At 67.3% G+C, this 23413-nt stretch carries 27 protein-coding genes; 23 read left to right on the top strand and 4 right to left on the bottom strand.

Features of this window, described 5'->3' with window-relative positions; translation table 11 throughout:
* The first annotated feature begins 77 nt into the window (after window positions 1-77).
* The 18 genes from AC3WOH_RS09840 to AC3WOH_RS09755 all read left to right on the top strand — a co-directional run bounded on the left by AC3WOH_RS09840 (window position 78) and on the right by AC3WOH_RS09755 (window position 13924).
* A complete protein-coding gene (locus tag AC3WOH_RS09840) occupies window positions 78-749 on the top strand; it encodes an amino acid ABC transporter permease (protein WP_492229173.1) in 672 nt (223 codons plus the stop codon).
* 12 nt (window positions 750-761) lie between these two features.
* Window positions 762-1415, top strand: a complete 654-nt coding sequence (locus AC3WOH_RS09835) for an amino acid ABC transporter permease (RefSeq protein ID WP_492229172.1) — start codon at window positions 762-764, stop codon at window positions 1413-1415.
* A gap of 56 nt (window positions 1416-1471) precedes the next feature.
* Window positions 1472-2278 (top strand): transporter substrate-binding domain-containing protein, encoded by an 807-nt coding sequence (locus AC3WOH_RS09830; RefSeq protein ID WP_492229171.1) that lies wholly within the window; start codon window positions 1472-1474, stop codon window positions 2276-2278.
* Window positions 2279-2420: 142 nt separating this feature from the next.
* On the top strand, window positions 2421-3197 hold the full coding sequence (locus AC3WOH_RS09825) for an amino acid ABC transporter ATP-binding protein (RefSeq protein ID WP_492229170.1): 777 nt from the start codon (window positions 2421-2423) through the stop codon (window positions 3195-3197).
* Window positions 3194-3937, top strand: a complete 744-nt coding sequence (locus AC3WOH_RS09820) for a sugar phosphate isomerase/epimerase family protein (protein ID WP_492229169.1) — start codon at window positions 3194-3196, stop codon at window positions 3935-3937. The genes AC3WOH_RS09825 and AC3WOH_RS09820 overlap by 4 nt, the downstream gene beginning before the upstream one ends.
* Window positions 3934-4896, top strand: a complete 963-nt coding sequence (locus AC3WOH_RS09815) for a sugar kinase (RefSeq protein WP_492229168.1) — start codon at window positions 3934-3936, stop codon at window positions 4894-4896. Before AC3WOH_RS09820 ends, AC3WOH_RS09815 begins: the two co-directional genes overlap by 4 nt.
* The gene (locus AC3WOH_RS09810; RefSeq protein WP_492229167.1) at window positions 4893-5882 is read left to right on the top strand and encodes a 2-hydroxyacid dehydrogenase; all 990 of its coding nucleotides are present in this window, start codon (window positions 4893-4895) and stop codon (window positions 5880-5882) included. The genes AC3WOH_RS09815 and AC3WOH_RS09810 overlap by 4 nt, the downstream gene beginning before the upstream one ends.
* Complete coding sequence (locus tag AC3WOH_RS09805) at window positions 5879-6991, top strand: LacI family DNA-binding transcriptional regulator (protein WP_492229166.1); 1113 nt, start codon at window positions 5879-5881, stop codon at window positions 6989-6991. The genes AC3WOH_RS09810 and AC3WOH_RS09805 overlap by 4 nt, the downstream gene beginning before the upstream one ends.
* An 83-nt stretch (window positions 6992-7074) precedes the next feature.
* Entirely contained in the window at window positions 7075-7827 is a 753-nt protein-coding gene (locus AC3WOH_RS09800) for an HAD-IA family hydrolase (RefSeq protein WP_492229165.1), read from the top strand.
* Between the two features lie 76 nt (window positions 7828-7903).
* On the top strand, window positions 7904-8749 hold the full coding sequence (locus AC3WOH_RS09795) for a DUF2189 domain-containing protein (protein WP_492229164.1): 846 nt from the start codon (window positions 7904-7906) through the stop codon (window positions 8747-8749).
* Window positions 8746-8958 (top strand): DUF2788 domain-containing protein, encoded by a 213-nt coding sequence (locus AC3WOH_RS09790; protein WP_184861399.1) that lies wholly within the window; start codon window positions 8746-8748, stop codon window positions 8956-8958. The genes AC3WOH_RS09795 and AC3WOH_RS09790 overlap by 4 nt, the downstream gene beginning before the upstream one ends.
* Window positions 8959-9018: 60 nt before the next feature.
* Window positions 9019-10530: a M14 family metallopeptidase gene (locus AC3WOH_RS09785; RefSeq protein ID WP_492229163.1), complete on the top strand. Its 1512-nt coding sequence runs from the start codon at window positions 9019-9021 to the stop codon at window positions 10528-10530.
* 1 nt (window position 10531) lies between these two features.
* Window positions 10532-10858 carry a hypothetical protein gene (locus tag AC3WOH_RS09780; RefSeq protein ID WP_492229162.1) on the top strand — a complete coding sequence of 109 codons (327 nt, stop codon included), beginning with the start codon at window positions 10532-10534 and terminating at the stop codon, window positions 10856-10858.
* Between the two features lie 46 nt (window positions 10859-10904).
* Window positions 10905-11156, top strand: a complete 252-nt coding sequence (locus tag AC3WOH_RS09775) for a hypothetical protein (protein WP_492229161.1) — start codon at window positions 10905-10907, stop codon at window positions 11154-11156.
* 85 nt (window positions 11157-11241) lie between these two features.
* Window positions 11242-12423 carry a P-loop NTPase family protein gene (locus tag AC3WOH_RS09770; protein ID WP_492229160.1) on the top strand — a complete coding sequence of 394 codons (1182 nt, stop codon included), beginning with the start codon at window positions 11242-11244 and terminating at the stop codon, window positions 12421-12423.
* A gap of 28 nt (window positions 12424-12451) precedes the next feature.
* Window positions 12452-12862, top strand: a complete 411-nt coding sequence (locus tag AC3WOH_RS09765; protein WP_492229159.1) for a DUF6896 domain-containing protein — start codon at window positions 12452-12454, stop codon at window positions 12860-12862.
* Window positions 12859-13575, top strand: coding sequence for a hypothetical protein (locus AC3WOH_RS09760; RefSeq protein ID WP_492229158.1), 717 nt, complete (start codon window positions 12859-12861; stop codon window positions 13573-13575). Before AC3WOH_RS09765 ends, AC3WOH_RS09760 begins: the two co-directional genes overlap by 4 nt.
* Before the next feature lie 28 nt (window positions 13576-13603).
* Complete coding sequence (locus tag AC3WOH_RS09755) at window positions 13604-13924, top strand: hypothetical protein (RefSeq protein ID WP_492229157.1); 321 nt, start codon at window positions 13604-13606, stop codon at window positions 13922-13924.
* Between the two features lie 58 nt (window positions 13925-13982).
* Here the strand turns inward: AC3WOH_RS09755 and AC3WOH_RS09750 are convergent, their stop codons facing one another.
* Window positions 13983-14699 (bottom strand): DUF899 family protein, encoded by a 717-nt coding sequence (locus tag AC3WOH_RS09750; protein ID WP_492229156.1) that lies wholly within the window; start codon window positions 14697-14699, stop codon window positions 13983-13985.
* A gap of 311 nt (window positions 14700-15010) precedes the next feature.
* Here AC3WOH_RS09750 and AC3WOH_RS09745 point away from each other — a divergent pair, with 311 nt between their 5' ends.
* Window positions 15011-15595: an ABC transporter substrate-binding protein gene (locus AC3WOH_RS09745; protein ID WP_492229155.1), complete on the top strand. Its 585-nt coding sequence runs from the start codon at window positions 15011-15013 to the stop codon at window positions 15593-15595.
* Window positions 15596-15600: 5 nt separating this feature from the next.
* A complete protein-coding gene (locus tag AC3WOH_RS09740) occupies window positions 15601-16146 on the top strand; it encodes an ABC transporter substrate-binding protein (protein ID WP_492229154.1) in 546 nt (181 codons plus the stop codon).
* 90 nt (window positions 16147-16236) lie between these two features.
* On the opposite strand, the gene AC3WOH_RS09735 is transcribed toward AC3WOH_RS09740, so the two are convergent.
* A complete protein-coding gene (locus tag AC3WOH_RS09735) occupies window positions 16237-16770 on the bottom strand; it encodes a hypothetical protein (protein ID WP_184861411.1) in 534 nt (177 codons plus the stop codon).
* Between the two features lie 295 nt (window positions 16771-17065).
* Here AC3WOH_RS09735 and AC3WOH_RS09730 point away from each other — a divergent pair, with 295 nt between their 5' ends.
* From AC3WOH_RS09730 to AC3WOH_RS09720, 3 genes are all read left to right on the top strand, one after another.
* Window positions 17066-17383 (top strand): hypothetical protein, encoded by a 318-nt coding sequence (locus AC3WOH_RS09730; RefSeq protein WP_492229153.1) that lies wholly within the window; start codon window positions 17066-17068, stop codon window positions 17381-17383.
* Window positions 17384-17543: 160 nt separating this feature from the next.
* Window positions 17544-19058, top strand: a complete 1515-nt coding sequence (locus tag AC3WOH_RS09725; protein WP_492229152.1) for a S1 family peptidase — start codon at window positions 17544-17546, stop codon at window positions 19056-19058.
* Window positions 19055-20050, top strand: coding sequence for an FHA domain-containing protein (locus AC3WOH_RS09720; protein ID WP_492229151.1), 996 nt, complete (start codon window positions 19055-19057; stop codon window positions 20048-20050). Before AC3WOH_RS09725 ends, AC3WOH_RS09720 begins: the two co-directional genes overlap by 4 nt.
* Window positions 20051-20150: 100 nt before the next feature.
* Here the strand turns inward: AC3WOH_RS09720 and AC3WOH_RS09715 are convergent, their stop codons facing one another.
* Both AC3WOH_RS09715 and AC3WOH_RS09710 read right to left on the bottom strand, forming a co-directional pair.
* On the bottom strand, window positions 20151-21167 hold the full coding sequence (locus tag AC3WOH_RS09715; RefSeq protein WP_492229150.1) for a Bug family tripartite tricarboxylate transporter substrate binding protein: 1017 nt from the start codon (window positions 21165-21167) through the stop codon (window positions 20151-20153).
* An 8-nt stretch (window positions 21168-21175) separates the two neighbouring features.
* A complete protein-coding gene (locus AC3WOH_RS09710) occupies window positions 21176-22621 on the bottom strand; it encodes a sensor histidine kinase (protein WP_492229149.1) in 1446 nt (481 codons plus the stop codon).
* Window positions 22622-23413: the final 792 nt, after the last annotated feature.

Genomic DNA, 23413 nt, shown 5'->3' with positions numbered 1-23413 from the left:
CCTATCTCCGAAAGCCGCTGGCTGTTCTCCGGGAAACCCCTCGTGCGCGCCTGAAACCGGTTTCATAGACTGGCGCCGTGAACTACCAATTCCAGTTCGAATCCGTTTTTGCCGCCTGGCCCCTGCTGCTCAAGGGCACCTGGATCACCGTGCAGCTCTCGCTCACGGCCACGGTGCTGGGGCTGGTGGTGGCCATTGCCTGCGCCTGGGGCAAGACCTCGGGGCCGGCCTGGCTGCGCTTTCTGATCAATGCCTACATCGAGCTGATCCGCAACACGCCGTTCATCGTCCAGCTGTTCTTCTTTTTCTTCGCGCTGCCGGCGGTGGGCCTGCGCTGGTCGCCCTACACGGCGGCGCTGACGGCGATGGTGGTGAACCTGGGTGCGTATGCGGCCGAGATCGTGCGCGCGGGCATCGAGTCGATTCCCAAGGGGCAGATCGAGGCGGGCCGGGCGCTCAACCTCAAGCCCTGGGACATCTTTCGCTTCATCGTGCTCAAGCCCGCGCTCAAGGCCATCTACCCGGCGCTCACCAGCCAGTTCATTTTGCTGATGCTCAGCTCCGCTGTGGTGTCGGTGATCTCTGCCGATGACCTGACCTCGGTGGCGGCTAACCTGCAGTCGCAGACCTTCCGCAGCTTCGAGATCTACATCGTCGTGGCGGCCATCTACCTGGCGCTGGCCGTGTCCTTCTCTGCGCTGTTCAAGCTGATCTACCGGCGCACGCTGCACTACCCCGACCGCCGCTGAGGACAGGCCACCATGCGCACCTTTGGAGTTTCCGAGTTCTGGTTCATCGTGCAGGCCGCGCAGTGGACGCTGGCGCTGTCGGCCATGGCCTTCGTGGGCGGCTCGCTGCTGGGCCTGCTGGTGGCGCTGGCACGCACGTCGGAGAACGCCGCCGCGCGCTGGTGTGCCAGCCTGTTCATCCAGGTGTTCCAGGGCACGCCGCTGCTGCTGCAACTCTTCTTGATCTTCTTCGGCGCGCCGGTGCTGGGCCTGGACATCAACCCCTGGCTGGCCGCAGGCATTGCGCTGGTGCTCAACAGTGCGGCTTTTCTGGGCGAGATCTGGCGTGGCTGCATCGAGGCCATTCCGCGCGGGCAGTGGGAGGCGGCGCAGGCGCTGAACCTCAACTACGTATCGCGCATGCGTTTCGTGGTGCTGCCCCAGGCCTTCAAGATCGCGCTGCCCCCCACCGTGGGCTATGTGGTGCAGATCATCAAGGGCACCTCGCTGGCCGCCATCATCGGCTTCACCGAGATCACGCGCGCCGGCCAGATCATCAACAACGCCACCTTCCAGCCCCTGCAGGTGTTCACCACCGTGGCGGCGCTGTATTTCATCATCTGCTGGCCGCTGTCGCTGCTGGCCGCGCGCATGGAGCGCAAGCGCGCCCGGGCGCTGGCGCGGTGATGGCCCCCATTTCTTCGTCGAGCGCGCATCCCACACCAACCTACAGGAGACATGCCATGACTTTCTCGCTCTACCGCCGCACCACCACCGCCGCCCTCGCGGCCCTGGGCCTCGGCGCCCTGCTCACCGCCTTCGCGCCGCTGGCGTCCGCGCAGAGCGTGGCCGACCTCAAGAAGAAGGGCGAGATCACCATCGGCATGCTGGTGGACTTTCCGCCCTACGGCACGACCAACGCGCAGAACCAGCCTGATGGTTACGACGCCGACGTGGCCAAGCTGCTGGCCAAGGACCTGGGCGTCAAGGTCAACCTCGTGCCCGTCACCGGCCCCAACCGCATTCCCTTTCTGCTGACCAACAAGGTGGATGTGCTGGTGGCTTCGCTGGCCATCACGCCCGAGCGCGCCAAGCAGGTGCAGTTCTCGCAGCCCTATGCGGCCGCCACCATCGTGCTGTACGGCAAGACCGGCACCAACATCAAGAGCGCGGCCGACCTCAAGGGCGTGCGCGTGGGCGTGGCCCGCGCCAGCACCCAGGACGTGGCCGTGACCAAGGCCGCGCCCGAGGGCACGGAGATCCGCCGCTTCGACGACGACGCATCGGCCATGCAGGCGCTGATCTCGGGCCAGGTCGATGCCATCGGCTGCTCGGTCACCGTGGCGGCCCAGATCGCCAAGCGCGTGCCCGCCAACACCTTCGAGAACAAGTTCAACCTGTTGCAGCAGGCCATGGGCATCGCCATGCGCCCCGGCCAGGAAGAGCTGCACAAGTCCATGGACGAGTTCGTGGCGCGCAACACGGCCAATGGCGAGCTGAACAAGCTGTACCGCAAGTGGCTCGAAACCGACCTGCCCAAGCTGCAGTAAGAGCGGCCAACAAATCTCTTCTGGCGTCGTTGCCGCGTCTTGTCGTACTACTCGTACTGCCTGCGACGCAGCGCCTAGCCAGAACCGCTTCGCTGAGCTTTGTTATCCGCTCTACCTACCAGGACCCCGGAGATTCATTCCCATGACGGACGCAGTCACGAGCACCCCCGGCACGCCGCCGATCATCCGCATGGAGGGGGTCAACAAGTGGTTCGACAGCTTCCAGGTGCTGACAGACATCGACCTGTCGGTGCGCGCCGGTGAGCGCATTGTGATCTGCGGCCCCTCGGGCTCGGGCAAGTCCACCCTGATCCGTTGCATCAACCGGCTGGAGACGGTGCAAAAGGGCCGCATCGAGGTGGATGGCATCGAGCTCACGGCCGGGGGCAAGAACGTGGACGCCGTGCGTGCCGAGGTGGGCATGGTGTTCCAGCAGTTCAACCTGTTCCCGCACCTGACCATTCTGGAGAACTGCACGCTGGCGCCCATGCGCTCGCGCGGCATGGGCCGGGCCGAGGCCGAAGAGGTGGCGATGAAGTACCTCACGCGCGTGCGCATTCCCGAGCAGGCGCACAAGCACCCGAGCCAGCTGTCGGGCGGGCAGCAGCAGCGCGTGGCGATTGCGCGCGCGCTGTGCATGGCCCCCAAGGTGATGCTGTTCGATGAACCCACCTCGGCCCTGGACCCGGAAATGGTCAAGGAAGTGCTGGACACCATGATAGCCCTGGCCGAGGACGGCATGACCATGCTGTGCGTGACGCACGAGATGGGCTTTGCCCGCAGCGTGGCAGACCGCGTGATCTTCATGGCCGACGGGAAGATCCTGGAGCAGGCGCCACCGGCCGAGTTCTTCGGCAGCCCGCAGCACGAGAAAACGCGCCAGTTCCTGGGGCAGATCCTCACATCCCACAACGCATGAAGCTCCTTATTTCCTTGTCTTCCTTCGGCGCGGCCGAAGTGGGGCGCCATGGCCAGCTGTGGTGCACCGAGCTCGCCCGCATGGCCGGTGCCGATGGCGTCGAGGTGCGCGGCGAGATGCTGCGCGACCCGGTGAACGAACTGGCCGCGCTGGCGGGCCGGGCGGCGGTGTTCTCCAGCCCCGAGGGGCTGTGGACGGCGGACGGCGCACTCGACGAAGCCGCCCTGGGGCGCGGCATGTCGGCGGCCCGCGTGCTCGGTGCGCCGCGGCTGAAGATGGCCATTGGCGGCTTCGGCGCGGCATCGCATGGCTCGCTGGCGCGGCTCAGGGAGCTGCTGGTGGGGGGGCCGGTCGAACTGGTGATCGAGAACGACCAGACCGCCACGGCCGGCACGCTGGCGGCGATGCAGGCCTTTTTCGACGCGCAGGAGCGTGCCGGGCTGGACCTGGGCATGACCTTCGACATGGGCAACTGGCACTGGCAGGGCGAATGCCCGCTGCAGGCCGCGCAGGCCATGGCGCACCGCGTGCGCTATGTGCACTGCAAGGGTGTGCAGCGCCTGCCGGGCAAATGGGTGGCGGTGCCGCTGGCCGATTCGGTGGCGCCCTGGCGCGCCATCCTGCGGGCCCTGCCGGCGGATGTGCCGCACGCCATCGAGTACCCGCTGGTCGGTGACGACCTGGTGGCGGTGACGCGCGCGCAACTGGCCGTGATCCGCGATGCACGGAGGCAGGCATGAGCAGCGCCGCACAGGAAACCGCCTTCGACGTGGCGCTGTTCGGCGAGGCCATGCTGCTGCTGGTGGCCAACGAGCCCGGGCCGCTGGAGCATGCCACGGGCTTTCACAAGCGCACGGCCGGGGCCGAGACCAATGTCGCCATCGGCCTGGCGCGCCTGGGCCTGAAAGTGGGCTGGGCCAGCCGCCTGGGCACCGATTCCATGGGCCGATCGCTGCTGGCCACCATGCAGGCCGAGGGCATCGACTGCTCCCACGTGACCTGCGACGCCACGCAGCGCACGGGGTTTCAGTTCAAGGAGCGCGTGACGGATGGGCGCGACCCCAAGGTGGAGTACCACCGCAAGGGATCGGCCGCGAGCCAGATGGGCCCGGCCGATGTGGATGAGCCCTGGCTGCGCAGTGCGCGCCACCTGCATGCCACGGGCGTGTTCGCGGCCATTTCCGAGACCAGCCTGCAGGCGGCCCTGCGCACGCTGGAGGTGATGCGCGCCGCGGGCCGCACGATCTCGTTCGACCCCAACCTGCGGCCTACGCTGTGGTCCTCGCCCGAGGTGATGCGGCACTGGATCAACGAGCTTTCGCGCTCTGCCGACTGGGTGCTGCCGGGCATGGAAGAGGGCGTGTTCCTCACGGGCGAGACCACCCCGGAGGGCGTGACCAGGTTCTACCGGGAACGGGGCGCCAAGCTCGTCGTTGTGAAGCTTGGCGCACAGGGCGCGTACTTCGATGGCGACGTGGCCGGCACCGGCCATGTCGCCGGCTTCCCCGTGGCCGAGGTGGTGGACACCGTGGGCGCGGGCGATGGCTTTGCCGTGGGTGTGGTCAGCGCCCTGCTGGCCGGCCGCAGCGTGCCCGACGCGGTGCGCCGCGGTGCCTGGATCGGCGCGCGCGCCGTGCAGGTGCTGGGCGATACCGAGGGGCTGCCCACGCGCGCAGAGCTGGAGCAGGCCGGCCTATGACGACCCGCAAGCAGGTGCTGGTGTTCCGCGACCTGCCGCCGGACCAGCTGGCCCGCCTGCAGGCTGTGCACGAGGTGACCGTGGCCGACCCGCGCAAGCCGGCGCAGCGCGCGGCCTTCGATGCCGCGCTGGCCGGAGCCCATGGCCTGATCGGCGCGAGCTTTCCCATCACTACGGAGCTGCTGGCGCGTGCGCCGCAGCTGCAGGCCATCTCCAGCATCTCGGTGGGGGTGGACAACTACGACCTGCAGGCCCTGCAGGCGCGCGGTATCGTGCTGTGCCATACGCCGGGCGTGCTCGACGAAACCGTGGCGGACACCGTTTTCGCGCTGATCCTGGCCACCTGCCGCCGGGTGGTGGAGCTGTCGCAGATGGTGCGCGAGGGCCGCTGGGACCGCAACATCGGTGAGGACCTGTTCGGCCACGACGTGCATGGCAAGACCCTGGGTCTGCTGGGCTTTGGCCGCATCGGCCAGGCCGTGGCGCGCCGCGCGGCCCTGGGCTTTGGCATGCCGGTGCTGTACCACGCGCGCCGCCCGGTGGACCTGGCGGTGCAGGCCCCCGCGCTGCAGGGCCGGGCCGAGCACGTGCCGCTCGGTGACCTGCTGGCGCGCGCGGACATCGTGGTGGCCATGCTGCCACTGTCGGACAGCACGCGCGGCCTGGTGGATGCGCGGGCCTTTGCGGCCATGAAGCCGGGCGCCATCTTCATCAACGGCGGGCGCGGCGCCACGGTGGTCGAGGACGACCTGCTGGCCGCACTCGACCACGGCACGCTGCGTGCCGCCGGGCTCGATGTGTTCGCCACCGAGCCGCTGCCGCTGGCATCGCCCCTGCGCACCCACCCGCGCGTGACACCGCTGCCGCACATCGGCTCGGCCACGCACGGCACGCGCCATGCCATGGCCCGGCTGGCGGTGACCAACCTGCTGCAGGCGCTGGCCGGTGAACAACCCACCGCGGTGTACCGGACAATCGGCGCATGAGCAGCAGTCGCAGCAAGCCACGCGCATCCACCGCCAAGGCGCCCGCCGCCGCCCCTGTCGAGACGCCTGGACGTGACCGGCCCACCATTGCTGATGTAGCGGCCGCGGCCGGCGTGTCCAAGGCGACGGTCTCGCGCTTTTTCAACCACCGCGAGCGCCTGCTCAGCCCCGACATCGCGGCCCGGGTGGAGGCCGCCATCGCCCAGCTCGGCTATGTGCCCAGCCCCATGGCCCAGGCACTCAGCCTCGGGCGCTCGCGCTTGATCGGCCTGGTGGTGGCGGACATCACCAACCCCTTCTCGGTAGCGGTGCTGCGCGGGGCCGAAGAGGCCTGCCAGGAGGCGGGCTACCTGGTGATGCTGTTCAATCTGGGCAATGACCGCCAGCGCGAGCGCAACGCCATCGACGCGCTGGCGAGTTACCAGGTCGATGGCTTCATCCTCAACACCCAGGGGCAGGACGAGGGGCACGCCGAACTCAGCTCCCTGCACGGCCGGCCGGCGGTGCTGGTGGACCGCAGGCATGCGGGCCTGGAGGCCGACTTCGTGTCATTGGACAACCAGGATGCCATGCGCGGCGCCTGCACGCATTTGATCGACCGTGGCTGGAGCGAGCTGCTCTACATCACCCAGCCTCCGGCCGGCGTGAGCTCGCGCCTGGAGCGGGCGGCCGCGTTCTCGCAGTGCGTGGCCTCGCACGGGCCGGGCGTGCAGGGCCGGGTGGTGGAATTGCTGGATGCGTCGGACGAGGTGCTGGATGCTGCGCTGCGCGCGCTGGGAAAGAAGCGGGCGAAGGGTGCACGCGGCGCCGTGGTCTCTGGCAATTCCGTGGTCACCCTGCGGGTGGCGGCTGCCATGGCACGGCTTGGCTGGTCTTTTGGCGCCGACATCGGCTTCGTGGGTTTCGACGACCCGGAATGGGCACCCCTGATCGGGCCGGGCCTGAGCACGGTGGCGCAGCCCACGGGCGACATCGGCCGCTGCGCCGCGCAGTGCCTCATCGAGCGCATGCAGGGCCTGCAGGCGCCTGCGCGCGAGCGGCTGCTGCCCGGCAGGCTGGTGGTGCGGGGCTCGTCCGTGGCGGTGGCCGCCGGCAAGAAACCCGCCTGACGCTGCAGCCGGGCCGCTGCAGTATCCTTGGCTGCGGGCCGGGTCGCTGGCCACGAATTTCTGTGTGCTTTGCCCTGCTTGCCATGCCTGCTTCTGCCCTTTCCCTGGATACCTCGCGCATCCGTGCCATCACCATCGACCTGGACGACACGCTGTGGCCCATCTGGCCCACCATCGCCCGGGCCGAGGCCGTGCTGCTGCAGTGGCTGACCGACCATGCGCCTGCCACGGCCACGCTGTTCTCGAGCACCGAATCGCTGCGCGCCATCCGCAACCAGATGGTGGAGCTCAGGCCCGACCTGGTGCACGACCTGAGCGCGCTGCGCCGCGAGTCCATCCGCCTGGCGCTCACCCAGGCGGGCGATGAGCCCGACCTGGCCGAGCCCGCCTTCGACCTGTTCTTTGCCGAGCGCCAGCGCGTGGAGCTGTTCGCCGACGCGCACGATACGCTGGCCTTTCTGGCCGCGCGCTACCCGGTGGTGGCCCTGTCCAACGGCAATGCCGATGTGCACCGCATCGGCATCGGCCACTATTTCAAGGCCAGCCTCAGCGCCACGGTGCTGGGTATCGCCAAGCCCGATGTGCGCATCTTCCACGCTGCGGCCAGCGCTGCCCAGGTGCAGCCGCACGAGGTGCTGCATGTGGGCGACGATGCCGCGCTGGACGTGCAGGGCGCACTGGCCGCCGGCATGCAGGCCATCTGGCTCAACACGCCCAACCACCCCTGGGCGCACGACCAGCATGGCGCGCCGCCGCATGCCACGGTAGCCAGCCTCACGGCCATCCGTGAGCTGCTCCAGGCCATCCCCGAGGCGCTGGCGCAGCCCCCACGCTGAGCATCGGCTGCGTTGCGGCGTTTTCTTGCCGTAGATCAAGGCGCGCACTGCGCTGGCGCGCGAGACTTGGGCCACCATGCGCCCCACGCCCCTTCCCACCCTGCCGCCCGTGCGCACCATCGGGCTGATGCAGCCCCTGGCCTGGCTGGCCCTGGCCTGGCGCGACATGGTGCGCACCGGCGGGCTCAGCTTTGCGCATGGCCTGGCGGTGGCGCTGTTCGGCGGCGTGTTGCTGGCCGTGGCGCACCACCGCTTCGGGCTGCTCGTGGGGGCCCTGTCGGGCTTTCTGGTGGTGGCGCCGGTGCTGGCCACCAGCCTGTATGCGCTGAGCCGTGCGCTGGAGCGTGGCGAGCCCGCCAATGCGGCCCTGGTGCGCCGCACCTGGCTCGACTGGCAGAACAGCCACCCCGCGAAGTGGGGCGACCACGATTACTGGTGCCTGGTGCAGTTCGGCGCGCTGCTGGCGCTGGCGGCCACGGGCTGGGTGCTCACTTCGGCGGCACTCATCACCTTGCTGGCGCCGCTGCCCGTGCGCACCCCGCTCGACTTCGTGCACCACGTGGTGCTGGCGCCCGATGGCCGGTTGTTCGCACTGTGGCTGGCGCTGGGCAGCCTGCTGGCCGCGCCCATCTTCGCCTCCAGCGTGGTGGCCATGCCGCTGCTGCTTGACCGCCGCGCCACGCTGCGCCAGGCGGTGCTGACCAGTTGGCAGGCGGTGCTGGCCAACCCGCTGCCCATGGCGCTGTGGGCGGCTCTGATCCTGGGCTTCACCTTACTGGGCCTGGCCTCGCTGCTGCTCGGGCTGATCGCCGTGCTGCCCATGCTGGGCCATGCGAGCTGGCATGCCTACCGGGATCTGGTCGATGCCTCGGGCCTGCCGGAGCGCGGCCGTGGCACGGGCGGGGTGGGGCGGCGGCCATGATCTTCGGCTTTACCGAGGCGCAGCTCTCGGGCTTTTTCCTCACCTGGGGCGTGGGCGCCTTCATCGTCTACATGCTGTTCATCATCGGCCAGCTGGCCTGGGAGTCCAAGGCCGGGCGCTTTGGCACCTTTGTGCTGTTCCTGGGGCTGGGCGTGGGCTTCATCGGCTTCATCGCCAAGGTGCTGATCCAATGGTGGCTGGAGCGGTGAGACCGTTTGCGACAAAGTGGTGATGGTGCAGTGGGTCGAACAGGTTCTAAGATCCGGCCCATGTCCTTACCCACGACCACCCCATTGCTCACCCGTGCCGAAACCAGCGGCTACACCGAGACTTCTACCCATGCCGATGTGATGGCCTATGTCCAGGGCCTGGCGGCCCTGGGCGATCCGCGCCTGCACATCACCGACTTTGGCAGCTCGCCCGAAGGGCGCAAGCTGCCATTGCTCGTGCTGTCGGCCCAGGGCCACCACACGCCCGAGGCCGCGCAGGCCAGCGGCCTGCCCGTGGTGCTGATGCTGTGCGGCATCCATGCCGGCGAGGTGGAAGGCAAGGAGGGCGTGCTGATGCTGGTGCGCAACCTGCTGCGCGGCGACCATGGCGACGACTTGCTGGCGCGCACCGTGCTGCTGGTGGTGCCGCTCTTCAACCCCGATGGCAACGACCGCATGAGCGCCGACAACCGCCCGCTGGACATCGCCCACCTGCGCGGGCAGGACGGCCCGGCCCTGGTGGGCACGCGCACCAACGCCGCGGGCGTGAACCTCAACCGCGACTACATGCGCCAGCAGGCGAACGAGATGCGCCTGTTGCAGCAGCGCGTGTGTCAGCCCTGGAACCCGCATCTCACGCTGGACTGCCATGCCACCAATGGCTCCATCCACCGCTTTGCGCTGACCTACGACATCCCCCACACCGAGCACACAGGCCGTGCCGAACCCGTGGCCTACATGCGCGAACGCATGATGCCGGCCGTGCAGGCCGCAGTGAAGCGCACCGAGGGGCTGGATACCTTCTGGTACGGCAACTTCGTGCGCGACGAGGGCGGCCAGGGCCAGGGCTGGATCACCTACACCCACCACCCGCGCTTCGGCTGCAACTACCGCGGCCTGACCAACCGGCTCGATGTGCTGCTGGAAGCGTATTCGTACATCAGCTACGAGGAGCGTGTTCAGGTCACCTACGCCGTGCTGCGCGAGGCCCTGGTCTATGCCGCCGCCAACGGCCAGGAGATCGTCGACCTGCTCGCCAATTGCGCCGAGCCGCCGCAGCAGGTCGCCATCCGCTACGCACTGGAGGCGGCCCCTGGCACCACGGTGGAAGTGCTCACGCGCGAGCCCTACACCCTGAGCGGCGACCCCGTGAGCGTGCAGGTGCCGCACTATGCCCACTTCGTGCCCACGGCCACGGTGCAGCGCCCCTGGGCCTACGCCATGCCCCAGGCCGTGGCCGACTGGCTGCAGGGCCATGGCCTGCAGGCCACGCCCGTGGCAGCCGGTACGCGGCTGGAGGTGGAAGTGCCCGTGATGCAGCAGCCCGTGGCCGAGCCCGGCCCCGCCATTCTCGAAGCCCAGGCCAGCACCCACTGGACCGCCACCCACCAGCGCACTCAGCGGGCCCTGCCCGAGGGCTGGTGCGTGGTGACCACCAGCCAGCGCTACGGCGCCATCGCCGTGGTGGCCTGCGAGGCCGAGAGCGATGACGGCGTGATTGCCAATGGCATCGTGGCCGAGCCGGTGGCGGGGGCGGAGTTGCCGGTGTGGCGGGTGGTACAGGCGGTGTGAGATGGCTGATTCCAGTCCACGCACATTGGGATGGAATTCGGCACAGTCGCTCGTGCTTGCTGCTGTGGCCTGTCTGATTGGTTTTGGTGCCGGAGTCGGCGTGACCCACCATCAGGCCAAGCAGTCTTATTGGGCCCAAGGATTCAATGACGGGTCCATCGAGGCGAGGTACCAGTTGATGCTGCGATTTGCCGAAGTAGCGGGCCCTCTCCCGGTGTGCTCGCCGGAACAACTGGGCCGCGAGGAGGAGGTGATTTCAGTCAAGGCGGACGCTGTGTTTGCAATCTCTCGCGGGAACGGCGTTGTGGCGATGTGCCGCGCGCAATGACCTGAAATCTCGGTGTTGGTTGTTCGGTCAGTGAGGACAGGGCAGCATGCTTTTTGAAGATTACCCTTTGGCTGCCAGCTTGCTGGTGTCACTTGGCTCACTCGGGGTGGGGGCGATAGAGGCCGAAGTCGTTAAATCGAAGGCGCCCGCTGCCTTGACATGGGGTCTCGGAGGATTTGCGTCGGTGCTGCCCATTGCTGAATCGAGCTATCCCTTGTCGATGAAGCTGATTCTCTTGACTGTGTTGATTCTGGGCTATGTCGGTGCGATTGTGTTTATTTGGAACAAAGCGCGTTAGCACGGACCTGGCTTGAGGAGCGGCTTCCCGATTTGGTTGATTTAGTCATTTGTGCTAATTATTTGATTTGACTAAAATAACCTAAATGGACCTTTTTCACCGCCCCGCACTGGCCGAGCAGATGGCCAGGCAATTGCTGGAACCCGGCCTGCTCGACCAGGGGTTGCGCTCGGGGCTCTTCCTGTCGGGCCTGCGCCGCACGGGCAAGACGACCTTTCTGCGCCAGGACCTGATCCCCGCGCTGGAGGCCAAGGGCGCCATCGTCATCTATGTCGACCTATGGGCCGACACCAAGGCCGACCCGGCCACGCTCGTGCATGCGGCCATCCGCCGTGCGCTGGCGGATCTGCAGTCGCCAGGCTCCGGCGTGCTGGGCCGCCTGGCGCGGCTCAAGGGGATCGACGTGGGGGCGGCGGGCTTCAAGTTCGGCTTTCAGCTCAGCGATGTAGGAGCCAAGGGCGGGGTCACGCTGGCCGAGGCGCTCACCGAGGTGATCGAGCTGGCGCAGACCGACCTGGTGCTGATCGTCGACGAGGTGCAGCAGGCCCTGGCTGGCGACGATGGCGCGCAGATGCTGCTGGCCATCAAGGCCGCGCGCGATGCCATCAACCCGCGGCCCGATACGCCCGGACATTTTCTCTTCATCGGCACGGGCTCGCACCGTGCCCAGGTGGTGGGCATGACGCTGCAGGGCAAGCATGCCTTTGCCGGCGCCACCTCGGTCGAATACCCCACGCTCGACGGCGACTACGTGGCCTATGTGCTGCAGGGCATTGCCGAGGAGGGCGCCCCCGTGCTGCCCAGCCTGCCCGTGGCGACCGCCGCCTTCAACCTGCTGGGCCGCCGGCCCGAAGAACTGATCCGCGCGCTGCGCCAGCTGCAGCGCGAAGACCCGGCCGAGGCCGACCGCCTGCTGCCCGTGATCGCCGCGACCCTCAAGGGCGCGGCGGCCGACGTGGAGCTGCGCAAGCTCGAAGACCTGGGCGTGCTGGCCGGCGCCATCTTCGACCGCGTGGCGCGCGTGGAGGGCGATGCCAGCGGCCTGTTCACTGCCGACGCCCTGGCCGAGTACACCACCACCGTGGGCCGCGAGGTCACGGCCGACCAGGTGCAGCGCGTGTCGGAAGAACTGCGCGATGCCAACCTCATCGTGCGCAAGGGGCATGGCACTTATGCTGTGACGGATCCGTTTGTGCAGCAGGCATGGCGGGAGCGCAAGGCTCTGGCAGGGCCAGTGTCCAAGCCCGATGGGATTGGGCAGGGCTGATTGCCAGACCAGTGCATATCGGCCGGACATGAACAAGCATTTTGAGGCGCTTCGCCTGCTGGCCACTTTGCAACGTCGACTCGTTGCGCGTCTTGCAGACGTTTATCCCGAGTACTTGAGGGGAGATCCTCTACTTTTTGGTGTGCCGTCCAAGTCTTCAATGGGTGTTGATGGCGTTCAGTGGAGTATTGCCAAGCACGGGGTCGGCGCATGTTTGACGCGCAATGCTCCATCGCCATCCCTCGTCGTGGATATGCATGTGGACATAGCGAATGCCTGCCGTGTGGATGCCTGGAGGCTGCAGCAGTTCATAGAGTCGCAGGGAGGCGAAATCACCTACGAGGAGGCTCAATCCGTGATTCACCATGCAGTTGAAGAGGGCCTTGTCGCATTTCGCGGTAGCGACCTGTTTGAGATAGTGGAGGTCGACACTCCATGACAACTTCAGACTTGATAGCCAGGATGCGCGCTGAAGGCCACACTATCGTCGAAACCATCAAGGCGGTGCGAAAGCAATTCAACCTGTCGCTCGGAGAAGCCAAGATCCAGGTGTCGAACCATCCCGCCTGGGCCGACGTCGTGAGGGCTGCGGAACCCTTGCATGATGCGCTTGAACGTGCGGCGGCCTGGGACGCATTCCGCGGGCTCCGCTTGGCTGAGATGGAAATCCACAGAATCCCATGGAGCACGCTGCGGCAGGCAGGCGGTACTGCAGAACAGGTGCCCCATGCCTTGATGGAACTGCTGCATGCACCCACCCCGGAACTGGCGACCCAAGCCTATTGGAGGCTGGAGAACCATGTGGTGGTCCAGGGACAGCTTTACCAGGCCGCAGAGCCGGCGGTGTCTGTTTTGATGGCGGCGTTGCTCGCTGAAGAGAGCCCTCGGCACGTGAGGCTTGGTGTGCTGGAATTGCTTTTCCAGATTCTGTCGGGCTCAGCGCACGACAGTGAAATTGCGCAGGGCAACAGGCGCTTGGACGAAGTCTGCCGTGACAGGGCCAGGGAAGGCCTGTGGATTCTGTACAGGGAATGGGTGTGTGGTGAGCGTGACGCTGCCGGGGAGGTCATCAAGTTGATCGAAGCCGATGGGACGCGGCTTGACGCCATCCGCAAGGTCGTCGAGGCATCGGATCACGAAAACCAACAATGACCTGCTCGCGGTCTGCCAAGAAAAGGACATGAACACCGTAAAGCCGCCTCGTTGGCCCAGCGGCGATTGCTGTGCGGTGCTCGCAAGCAAGCTGACAATGGACGAATTGCATCGGCGACAGCCCTTGCAATTGTTTCGTGCTCAAGACGATCTGGACTGGTTCACTGGCGCCCTGTTAGATGCGCCTTCCTTGGGTCCGTTGCTCTTGATGAGATATGACGGGAATCCCGATGGACTGATGGCCTTCTATGTGGATGCTCTGTGCGACGTAAAGGCTGCGCAAGCGTTTGTCATGGATCTATTTTGCTTGCGCGACGGAGAGATCGCCTGGGCTTTGGCATTGCGCTAAACATTGGCCCAGGCGGCTTGGCTGCCGACAGAGGCGGGTTCTGCCACGCTATGGCAATTCAGTACTTCAGCTTCGGGTACCAGCCCGCAGGCCGCCCCTCGGGCGTCAGATCCAGGATGGACCATAGCGATGCAATGTCCGGTGCATCGCGCGGGTCCTGCCCTGGGTCGGCCATGTCCTTGGTCATCTCGCTGGCCCAGAACAGGCGTACCTGGCCCTCGCCGTCGCGCTGGAACACCACCAGCGCCGGGTACTCGCTGCCGTCGTCCATGAGGATGCCCAGGTCCTTGGCGTAGTCGTCGCCGATGGTCTGCACGAAATTGAGGTCGCGCCAGCCGCGTTCCTGCGCGAAAGCGTACTGGCGCTCCACGGGCGAGCGGCCCAGGATCTTCAAGGCCACGCGCTGCTGGATGTCTGCGGCATTGCCCTCGACCGAGCCGAGCCAGTTGGTACACATGGGGCAGGGGCGCTCGCGCTTGGGGCCGTACATCCAGAAGTAGGTGACCAGGGTGTGCTTGTCGCCGAACAGGTCGGCCAGGCCGACCTCGAAGCCCTGCTCGTCCTTGAACCGGTAGTTCTTGGCGATCACCGGCCCGGGCGGCAGGGCCTGGCGCTGCGCGACCAGGCGCGTCATGTGGCGGCGGAACTCGATCTCCTCGGCCAGCAGGGCCTTGCGCGCGGCCTCGTACTCGGCGGAGGCGCCGGGGAAGGGGGTCTTGGCGTGCCCAGCCAGTTGACTGGCTGGCTTCAAGGCCTGGTCGGCATGGGTTGACATCCTAGGTCTCCTGGGGCCAGCGGCTGGCAATGAAAGCCTGACTGTGCCGCAACGCAAGGCCGCTGTGGGTAGGAGAAATGCCTGCTTTGCAAGGAGGCGCCGAGGGCGGCGGACCGGCTGCTCCAAGCTGCATGTGGGGGCACTGCAGCAGCCCGTGCGGTACTCCTGCTGGGGCGGTATGCGAGACAGGCGGTGATGCCGGACCCGGCGCGCCATGCCGTGAAAGCGAATTGACAGCCTCCCTTCCCTAGAGTGCGCTTCTGAAACAACGCCCATAGAAGGCGCATCAGCAGACGGGATGAGGAGACGATATGAATCGACGTATTTTGATGTGCGTGGTCTTGTTCCTGCAGGTCTTGGCCTGGCCCCACCTGGCCCGTGCCGAGACGGGGGTCGAGAAGTCCAGGATACTGATCGGCATGTCCAGCGAGCTGAGCGGCCAGGCGATCGCCCGGGAAGGGCTGGACAGTGCGCAGGCCTACTTTGCGCATGTCAACAAGCGCGGCGGCGTGTTCGGCCGGCAGATCGAACTCAAGGCCTACGATGATGGCCGCGATACGGAGAAAACCGCAGAGAACACGGTGAGGCTGATCACCCAGGACAAGGTCTTTGCCTTGTTCGGCTACCGGTCCACCCCCAACATCGAGGCAGCAATACCCATAGCGACCCGCCACGGGGTGCCGTTCATGGGCTTGTTCAGCGGAGCGTCATCGATACGTACGCCCTTCAGTCCAGTGGTTTTCCACCTGCGTGCCAGCTACCAGCGCGAGGTCGCGGCCATCATCGATCACCTTGCCGTGATGCGGATAGGGCGTGTGGCCGTGCTCTACCAGGACGACAGTTTCGGCAAGGATGTGCTGGAGGGGGTCAAGAATGCCCTGGCACGCACCAGCTGACGGCCGTGGCGGCCGCAAGCTACAGCCGCAAGGACCTCCAGGTCGAGGCCGCAAGCAAGGCCCTTGCCGACGCCTCTCCGGCTGCCATCATCATGGCGTGCACACCCAAAGCTTGCACCGATTTCATCCAAAAGACCAAGGCGCGGTTGAAGGGGGCCCAGTACTACCTTCTGTCCAACGTCAATTCCAAGGAGTTCGCAGCCAGCCTGGCCCGGGACCGGGATGGGGTCGTGGTTGCGCAGGTCGTGCCCTCGCCATCCAACGCCATACTGCCGCTGGCCCGGGAGTACCGGGAGGTGATGGCGCAGGCGGGTAACGCCCTGGCCACCGGCTATGCGGGGTTCGAAGCCTTCATCGCGGCAAAATTGCTGGTTGCCGCGCTGGAACGGACCGGCCCGGATGTGACCCGCAGCAGGTTCCTCACCACCCTGGAGTCGATGCGCGAAGTCGATCTGGGCGGCATGTTCATCCGGTTCACGCCATCCAATCACCAGGGCTCTTCGCTGGTCGAACTGACCATGATCAACCGCGATGGTAAGTACGTGCGCTAGGGCTGCGGTCCCGTAAGGACGCGGCTTTTTGGTACCACCTGTCTGTGGGAGCGCGCGCTGGGAGGCCCCTCTGGGGCGGTGCCGGCCTGGCTATTCGCCCGCGACCGCAATCGTCTCCAGGCTCTTTCTCAGCTCTTTCTCCACCGCTGGAAAGTCGCCCTTGGTGGAGTTGAGGTTGAGCACCAGCATCCGGCCCCGGTGCGGGGTGACCAGCATGATGTTGTAGATGTCGGCCTCGCTGGCGCGCGAGGTCATCTCCAGGTAGATCCACTGCTGGCCCTGCATGTCGATGAGCTTCTTCTGCTTCCAGTCGATGCGGGGGATGACGCGGTCGAACAGGGTTTCGAAGGAGGCCTTGACCTGGGGCAGCTTGTCCTTGGTGAGGGCCTGGGGTTTGAGTTCCAGGGCAATGGTGGTGGTGCGCTGCGCGTTGCCGGCCACAAAGGTCGGCGCGCGCCCGGAGGCGTACTTGGCGCCGATTTCTTCGCTCGTCAGTTCGGTGAATCCTTCGGGCGCCTTGAACGAGACGCCTGCGTCGGGAATCTCGAAGGTGGCGGCCCAGGCCATGGGTGCTGTGGCTGCAGCACCGGCAGCCAGGCACAGGGTGGCGATCCAGTTTTTCATGGCGGTCTGGTGCATCACGAGCATTCAAGCCCAAGGCCTGTAGGCCTCTGGCCTCCCTCCTCGTTGCACCGGTTTTTGTGGAGACGCCAGTATCCACATGCATCGGAGTTTTGGTGGGTGGTTGCAGACTTTTACTATTTGGTAAGTGCGCAGTAGTTCACACAAATGGGGGATTGCATTAGCCCGCAGTGTCAACCAAAAGGTCGTCGGTCAGCGTGGCCAGGTGCTCAGGCCCAGATGTGCGGCACTCCGGGTTGCAGGTGGGCCGTATGCGTTTTGCGATACAAACGCTCCCATGTCCCTGAGTCCGACCCAGCCGCCTGTCTTCCAACCCACCTTCGTCCACGTGCCGCCCGGCCCTGTGGCGGGCCCTTTGCGGTTGTTGCCCATCAACGCCGCCGTGGTGGCCGTGCACACGGCCACTGGTGCACATGTGGGCTCGCTCAAAAAGGTGGGTGGGACCTGGAAGTTCAAGGCCATGGGCTACGGCGCTGCCGGAGGCATGGAGCCGGGCCACGGCCCGCTGACGGACCAGCACAACATGCAGTTCGACGCGCCCGATGCCGCCGAGGTGAGCGCCAGGTTGCTGGGCGCGCTGGGGAGCACCTTGTAAGGGCGGGTGCGCCACTGGCCGCGCCGTGCCGTGCCCCAGGCCTGGCCTGCGGTGCCGATGGGGATGCCTGGGTGTCTGGCATGGCTGACTTGCGCGACGGGGTGCGGGTGAGCTGCCCATACGGCGTGGGTGCGGTGCAGGGCGTTCATAGAATACCGCGATGCCTTTCCTTCTGACCCGACCGCTGCGGCTTGCCGCGGCACCCTTTCTCGTGCTGGCCTGTGCCCTGGCCCACGCACAGAATGCACCCCACTCTGCGACGCTCCTCAAGGCCGTGGCTGCCACCGCCAGCACGCCCGCCATTCGCGCCACAGGCGCAGCATTGCCAACGGCACCGGCATCCCAGGCGATGCCGACCGCTGCCGCGGGCGTCGAACCGGTGGGCAGTAGTGCGGCTGCATCGGCCGCACCAGCGACGGCGGCAGCGGCCGGTGCAGCGGCTGTGCCCGCTGCACCCCTGTCCCGCGATGCCCGGCGCATCTATGAACTGTCGCGCGAGAAACTGGTGCAGATCCGCACACTGCTGCGCAATGCGGGCACCCAGGCGTCGATCGGATCGGGCTTCTTTGTCTCAGCGGACGGCCTGATCGTCACCAACTTCCATGTGGCCAGCCAGCTGGCGCTGGAGCCCGAGCGCTACCGCGGCGTGTACGTCACGATGGAGGGGCAGGAAGGCGAGGTCGAGCTGCTGGCCTTCGACGTGCAGCGCGACCTGGCGGTGCTGCGCGCCAAGGCCCGCACCGCAGCGGCGCCGGTGCTGGGCTTTCGGTCCGCAGCAGAGCCCCTGGCACAGGGCGAGCGCATCTACTCGCTGGGCAACCCGCTGGACATCGGCTTTGCCGTTACGGAGGGCACCTACAACGGCCTGGTGCGGCGCAGCTTCTACCCGCGGATCTTCTTTGGCGGCACGCTCAACCCCGGCATGAGCGGGGGCCCCTCGGTGGACGATTCCGGGCGGGTGCTGGGCGTCAACGTGGCCAAGCGGCTCGATGGAGAGCAGGTCAGCTTTCTGATCCCTGCCGAGTTTGCGCAGGTGCTGGTGCAGCGTGCGGCCAGCGCTGAGCCCATCACGCAGCCCGCCTACGCGGAGTTGACGAGGCAACTGACAGGGCACCAGCAGGTGCTGACCGAGCGGTTTCTGAAAGATCCGTTTCGTGAGCAGCGCCACGGCAACTACCGGGTGCCGGTGCCCGACGATGCGTTGGCGCGGTGCTGGGGATCGGGGCGCGACCCGAACTTCCCGGGTTTGAACCTGGAACGCACGCAATGCCAGGCCGACAGCGATGTCGTGGCCGGCGACTACAGCACCGGTACGGTGCGCCTGTCCTATGAGGCCTACAACGCTCCCACCATGGGTGCGGCACGGTTTGCCCGGGTGTTCTCGCAAAGCTTTGCCAACGAGCGGTTCCAGACGCGTGGCAATCGCCACCAGACGGCCGTCGAATGCAGCGAGCGTTTTGTCGACTCCGGCAGCCTGACGCTGCGGGCGGTGGTCTGCATGTCGGCCTACCGCAAGCTGCCCGGCCTGTACAACATGACTGTGCTGACGGCCTCGGTCAACCAGCCTACGCAAGGCATCCTGGGCCGCCTGGATGTGCAGGGCATCGCTTTTGACAACGGCATGAAGCTGGCCAGTCACTACCTCAAGGCGTTTCGCTGGGAGGCCGCACCATGATGCCCACCCTCGGTCTCATCGAAGCCTTTGACCGCCACGGCGCGCTGCTGGCACGCGCTCCCATCACCCGCTGGCCCGTGACGGTGGGCAGGGGCCTGGACTGTGACCTGGTGCTGGACGATCCGTTCGTCGCGCCCGCGCACCTGCGCATCGGCCGCCTGGAAGAGGCCCCGCGCACGGTACAGGTGGAGGTTCTGCACACCCGCAATGGCGCGCGCCTGCAGCGCAAGCATTACGCCCAGGGCGAGCGCTTCGACTGGCCGGGCGGCACGCCCATCGACCTGGGCCACACCCATGTCGCGCTGCGCCTGGCCGATGCCCCCATCGCCGACGAACAGGCGCTGCCCCAGTTTCCGTGGAGCACGGTGGCCACCACGGCAGCGCTCATGGTGCTGGTGTTGGCGGCGGCCTTGGGGTCGGCGTGGCTGGAGGCCCGGGACGCGTCGCAGTATCTGAAGTCGGTTCCTGGCCTGCTGCTTGGCCTGCTGGCCAGCCTGGGTGTCTGGTCGGGCGCATGGGCGGTGGCCAGCAAGGTGTTCGGCGGCCAGCTTCGGTTCTGGCGCCATGTGCGCATCGCCTGCACTGCCGCGTTGGCGGTGGATGCGGTGCACCTGGTGGCGAACTTCGTGGCGTTCAGTTTCTCGTTGGAGTCCTTTTCGCGGTTTGCCAATGTGCTGGTGGCGCTGCTGGTGGCGGCGGCGTTGTATGCCCACCTGTCAACGGTGCTGCCGCGCCGCCGCGTGGGCTTGGCCTGGACGCTGGCTGCGCTGGTGGCATTGGGATTGCCGTCGTGGCTGGGTGCGCAGTGGCTGAACAACATGCGCCTGTCGAACAAGCTGTACATGAGCAGCCTGTTCCCGCCAGGCCTGCGCGTGGCCCCCGCCGTGCCCGTGGACCAGTTCCTGAAAGACACCGAGTCGCTGCGTGGCAAGCTGGATCGCCGGCTGCGTGATGATGGCCAGGCGGATGACAGCAAGGCCGACGATGAATGAGCGCGGGTAAAACAACCCAGCGAAGCGGTATGGGTGTCCAGCAGCAGCCGGCATGCGCGCACGCAAACCGGCGCCAGCTGCAGCCCGCGCTGTCAACGGATCAACGCGGCCAGGTGCGCAGGCCCAGGTCCTGCGCCATGCGCCGGTAGTCCTGCAGGCTGCGCTGCACGAAGTCGTCGAGCGCTGCGCCCGTGCGGGCAAAGGGGTACAGGCCATAGCGGCTGCACAGGGCTGCGTAGCCTGGTGCGGCGAGGGCCTGCTCGAAGGCGTTGGTCCAGGCGCGCACGGCGGCTTCGGGCGCGGTGGCGGCCATGTACAGGCCGCGCACGGTGGGCCAGACCAGGTCTACGCCCTGCTCGCGTGCCGTGGGCAGGCCGGCGAGCTGGCCCTGCAGGCGCTCGTGTGCGAGCACGGCCAGGATGCGCAGCGGCAGGCCCTGGGCCGCGGCCTGCAGGGCCTCGGCTGCATCGCCGGTGAAGATGTCGAGGTGACCGCCTTTCAGGGCCTTGAGTGCCTCGCCTCCGCCCTCGAAGGCGACAAAGCGCATCTTGCGGTGGTCCTGCCCGGCCGCACGCACCAGTTGCGCGGCCTTGATCCAGTCCTGGCTGCCGATGGTGCCGCCCGCGCCGAAGACCACGCGCGCCGAGTCGCGCTGCAGCGCAGCGGTCACCTGCGCCAGGGTCTGCCAGCGCGCATCGCGGTGCACGGCGATCACGCCGTAGTCCGTGCCCAGCGTGGCGATGAAGCGAACGGCAGTCACCGGGTGCGGGCCGAAGCGGCCCTGGGCGATGTTGAGCAGCGAGCCGCTGGAGAACGCCACCAGCGTGCCCGGCCCGCCCAGGCGCCCCGTGGCCACCTGGTCGAAGGCCACAGCGCCGATGCCGCCGGGCAGGAAGCGCGTGGGCAGCGGCGCGCGGCCCGGCCGCACAGCCTGGATGGCGTCGGCCGCGAGCCCGCAGGTCAGCCCGAAGCCGCCGCCGGGTTTGGACGGAGCGATGCACTCGCCGGGTTCGGTGCTGGCATCGGCCGGTGCCGTGGCCTGCGCACCGGTGGCCAGGCCGCCGAGCAGGGCCATCAGGGCATGGCGGCGCGAGAGCGAGTTGATGAATGGGGGCATGGGGACCGTCATGGTTTGGGCCACCAGAATATGGCCAACAGGCCCGGCCCGTGGGGCCGCGCCTCCAGCCGCAGCGCGCCCCGGTGCCGCTCGGCGATGGAACGCGCAATCGCCAGCCCCAGGCCCGAGCCCCCGGCTGCCGCCTGCGAGCCGCGCCGGTAGCGCTGGCCCAGCGCGGCGCGTTCCTCGGGCGCCATGCCGGGGCCGTTGTCCTCGACGTTCACGCTCCAGCCCAGGGCATCGCCTGCGGCCGACAGGGTGATGGTGCCGTGCGCGGGCGTGTAGGCAATGGCGTTGGCCGCGAGGTTGGTGACGGCCTCGCGCAGCAGGCCGCTGTCGGCCACGGCCATGAATTCCGGCGCGGTGGCGGCGTTGGGGGTGTGGATGCCGAAGTCGATTTGCTTGGCGCGCGCCTGGGGCAGCAGCTCCAGCGCCACGCTGCGCAGCAGGGCCGCCAGGTCGAACGGTGCGTATTCCACGGCGGCCGTATCGCTGCGGCCCAGGGCCAGCAGCTGCTGTGTGCTGCGCGTGGCGCGTGCGATCTCGCCGCCGATGGCGGCGAGGGCGTCCTGCACCTGCACGGGGTCGGGTTCGCGGCGTGCGTAGTCGATCTGCATCTGCAGCGTGGTCAGGTGCGTGCGCAACTGGTGCGAGGCATCGTCGAGGAACTGCCGCTGCTGCGCCACCAGGGCCTGGGTGCGCGCCATCTGTTCGTTGACGGCGGCTACCAGGGGGCGGATGTCGGCGGGCAGGTCGGTGTCGGCAATGGGCGTCATGTCATCGGGGCTGCGCTCCTGCACGCCGCGCGCCAGGCGCGACAGCGGGCGCAGCGCAATGGCCAGCGTGGCCGCTGCGCCCAGCACCATGAGGGCCAGCACCAGGCCATCGCGCAGGGCCGCGCGCTGCACGAAGCGGCGCGTGAATTCCTGGCGCGACTGCGTGCTCTCGGCCACCTGCACGAGCACGCTGCCGGGTTGTCCTTCGGCCGTGGCCGGTATGGCGCGGTCGGCGATATCGACGGTGCGCCGATAGGCGGCCAGCCGGACGGATTCACCGAAATACTCCGCATCGTAGAAGCGCGGCACGCCGGGCTCCAGCGTGCCCGGGGGCAGGGGCAGGTCGGCGTTGCCCAGTTCCACAAGGCCATCGGAAGACGCGACGCGGAAGTACACGTGGCCGCTGGCGGTGAGCTCGAAGAATTCGAGCATGGTGTAGGGGAGCTCGGCGGACAGGCCACCGGAGGCGGTGGAGATGTTGGCGTCTATGGATTTGAGGGCTCCCAGGAGGGAGCGGTCGTAGGCGGCGTTGGCGGCTTCGAGGGCGTCGTGGCGGGTCATCCAGAGTTCTACGCTGGTGACCAGGGTGAGGGTGGGGAGGAGGAGGAGGGCCAGGAGGCGCCAGAGGCTGGTGCGGCGCAGGTTCTTCCATGGGTTGTTGCGAATGTGTGAGGCCATTCAGTCGGGCCTCGAATGGTGTTGGGGCACTGTGCTGTGGTGGCTTCTGTTCTTGCTTTTAGGGCGGGAGCCGGGATGTGCGCCCGGCGGCGCACCTACTTTCTTTTGCGTCGCCAAAAGAAAGTAGGCAAAGAAAAGGCGACCCCCAGTCTGCGTCCCTCCGCTTCGCTGCGGGCAACCTGCGATGCTCGATCCTGGGGTGGCGTCGCAGAACTCACTGCGTTTGGCCGGCGGCCAAACTCCGTTCAAACATCTGCGACGAGCTAGATCACGAAGTGCGTGTGTCCTGCGGCACACGCACCCACCCCAGGCCCTGCGCTTCTCGGCGCAGCCAGAAGGGGTGGGGAGCGGGTACCACACGGCTGCTGCTGCGCAGCTACGCCGGGTGTCGGTCACGCGCGGCGCGCTGCCGACGGGCGGCGCAGCCGCCCTGCCCAGGCCGAGCGCAGCGACGGCACCCCGGGCCGAGCGAAGCAATGGCCCGTATGGGGCCCGATCCCCACCCCTTCTGACCGTGCCGAGAAGCGCAGGGCCTGGGGTGAGCGCGTGCCGAAGGACACGCGCATCGTTGTCTAGCTTGCCGCAGCTGTCTGAGCGGAGTTCGAAGAACGCAGCGAGTTCTGCGGCACACCCCAGGACCGAGCATCGCAGGCTGCCCCCTCGCCCCCGGGCGAGGGGGACGCGGGCAGCGGGGTCGCCTTTTCTTTGCCTTCTTTCTTTTGGCGACGCAAAAGAAAGAAGGTGCGCCGCCGGGCGCACATCCCGGCCTCCGCCCTCAATCAAGGCAAGCAG

The sequence above is a fragment of the Acidovorax sp. FW305-C-20-28 genome (assembly GCF_058783375.1).
This window is presented reverse-complemented; position numbering and strand designations above follow the sequence as displayed.

Excerpts from the sequence above, each read along its gene's own strand:
- AC3WOH_RS09820 (WP_492229169.1), top strand. The coding sequence starts at position 3,194 with ATGAAGCTCCTTATTTCCTTGTCTTCCTTCGGCGCGGCCGAAGTGGGG.
- AC3WOH_RS09745 (WP_492229155.1), top strand. The coding sequence starts at position 15,011 with ATGAATCGACGTATTTTGATGTGCGTGGTCTTGTTCCTGCAGGTCTTG.
- AC3WOH_RS09800 (WP_492229165.1), top strand. The coding sequence starts at position 7,075 with ATGCCTGCTTCTGCCCTTTCCCTGGATACCTCGCGCATCCGTGCCATC.
- AC3WOH_RS09735 (WP_184861411.1), bottom strand. The coding sequence starts at position 16,770 with ATGAAAAACTGGATCGCCACCCTGTGCCTGGCTGCCGGTGCTGCAGCC.
- AC3WOH_RS09720 (WP_492229151.1), top strand. The coding sequence starts at position 19,055 with ATGATGCCCACCCTCGGTCTCATCGAAGCCTTTGACCGCCACGGCGCG.
- AC3WOH_RS09830 (WP_492229171.1), top strand. The coding sequence starts at position 1,472 with ATGACTTTCTCGCTCTACCGCCGCACCACCACCGCCGCCCTCGCGGCC.
- AC3WOH_RS09710 (WP_492229149.1), bottom strand. The coding sequence starts at position 22,621 with ATGGCCTCACACATTCGCAACAACCCATGGAAGAACCTGCGCCGCACC.
- AC3WOH_RS09715 (WP_492229150.1), bottom strand. The coding sequence starts at position 21,167 with ATGCCCCCATTCATCAACTCGCTCTCGCGCCGCCATGCCCTGATGGCC.
- AC3WOH_RS09750 (WP_492229156.1), bottom strand. The coding sequence starts at position 14,699 with ATGTCAACCCATGCCGACCAGGCCTTGAAGCCAGCCAGTCAACTGGCT.
- AC3WOH_RS09805 (WP_492229166.1), top strand. The coding sequence starts at position 5,879 with ATGAGCAGCAGTCGCAGCAAGCCACGCGCATCCACCGCCAAGGCGCCC.
- AC3WOH_RS09730 (WP_492229153.1), top strand. The coding sequence starts at position 17,066 with ATGTCCCTGAGTCCGACCCAGCCGCCTGTCTTCCAACCCACCTTCGTC.
- AC3WOH_RS09765 (WP_492229159.1), top strand. The coding sequence starts at position 12,452 with ATGAACAAGCATTTTGAGGCGCTTCGCCTGCTGGCCACTTTGCAACGT.
- AC3WOH_RS09795 (WP_492229164.1), top strand. The coding sequence starts at position 7,904 with ATGCGCCCCACGCCCCTTCCCACCCTGCCGCCCGTGCGCACCATCGGG.
- AC3WOH_RS09815 (WP_492229168.1), top strand. The coding sequence starts at position 3,934 with ATGAGCAGCGCCGCACAGGAAACCGCCTTCGACGTGGCGCTGTTCGGC.
- AC3WOH_RS09755 (WP_492229157.1), top strand. The coding sequence starts at position 13,604 with ATGAACACCGTAAAGCCGCCTCGTTGGCCCAGCGGCGATTGCTGTGCG.
- AC3WOH_RS09760 (WP_492229158.1), top strand. The coding sequence starts at position 12,859 with ATGACAACTTCAGACTTGATAGCCAGGATGCGCGCTGAAGGCCACACT.
- AC3WOH_RS09725 (WP_492229152.1), top strand. The coding sequence starts at position 17,544 with ATGCCTTTCCTTCTGACCCGACCGCTGCGGCTTGCCGCGGCACCCTTT.
- AC3WOH_RS09770 (WP_492229160.1), top strand. The coding sequence starts at position 11,242 with ATGGACCTTTTTCACCGCCCCGCACTGGCCGAGCAGATGGCCAGGCAA.
- AC3WOH_RS09825 (WP_492229170.1), top strand. The coding sequence starts at position 2,421 with ATGACGGACGCAGTCACGAGCACCCCCGGCACGCCGCCGATCATCCGC.
- AC3WOH_RS09785 (WP_492229163.1), top strand. The coding sequence starts at position 9,019 with ATGTCCTTACCCACGACCACCCCATTGCTCACCCGTGCCGAAACCAGC.
- AC3WOH_RS09810 (WP_492229167.1), top strand. The coding sequence starts at position 4,893 with ATGACGACCCGCAAGCAGGTGCTGGTGTTCCGCGACCTGCCGCCGGAC.
- AC3WOH_RS09835 (WP_492229172.1), top strand. The coding sequence starts at position 762 with ATGCGCACCTTTGGAGTTTCCGAGTTCTGGTTCATCGTGCAGGCCGCG.
- AC3WOH_RS09780 (WP_492229162.1), top strand. The coding sequence starts at position 10,532 with ATGGCTGATTCCAGTCCACGCACATTGGGATGGAATTCGGCACAGTCG.
- AC3WOH_RS09775 (WP_492229161.1), top strand. The coding sequence starts at position 10,905 with ATGCTTTTTGAAGATTACCCTTTGGCTGCCAGCTTGCTGGTGTCACTT.
- AC3WOH_RS09790 (WP_184861399.1), top strand. The coding sequence starts at position 8,746 with ATGATCTTCGGCTTTACCGAGGCGCAGCTCTCGGGCTTTTTCCTCACC.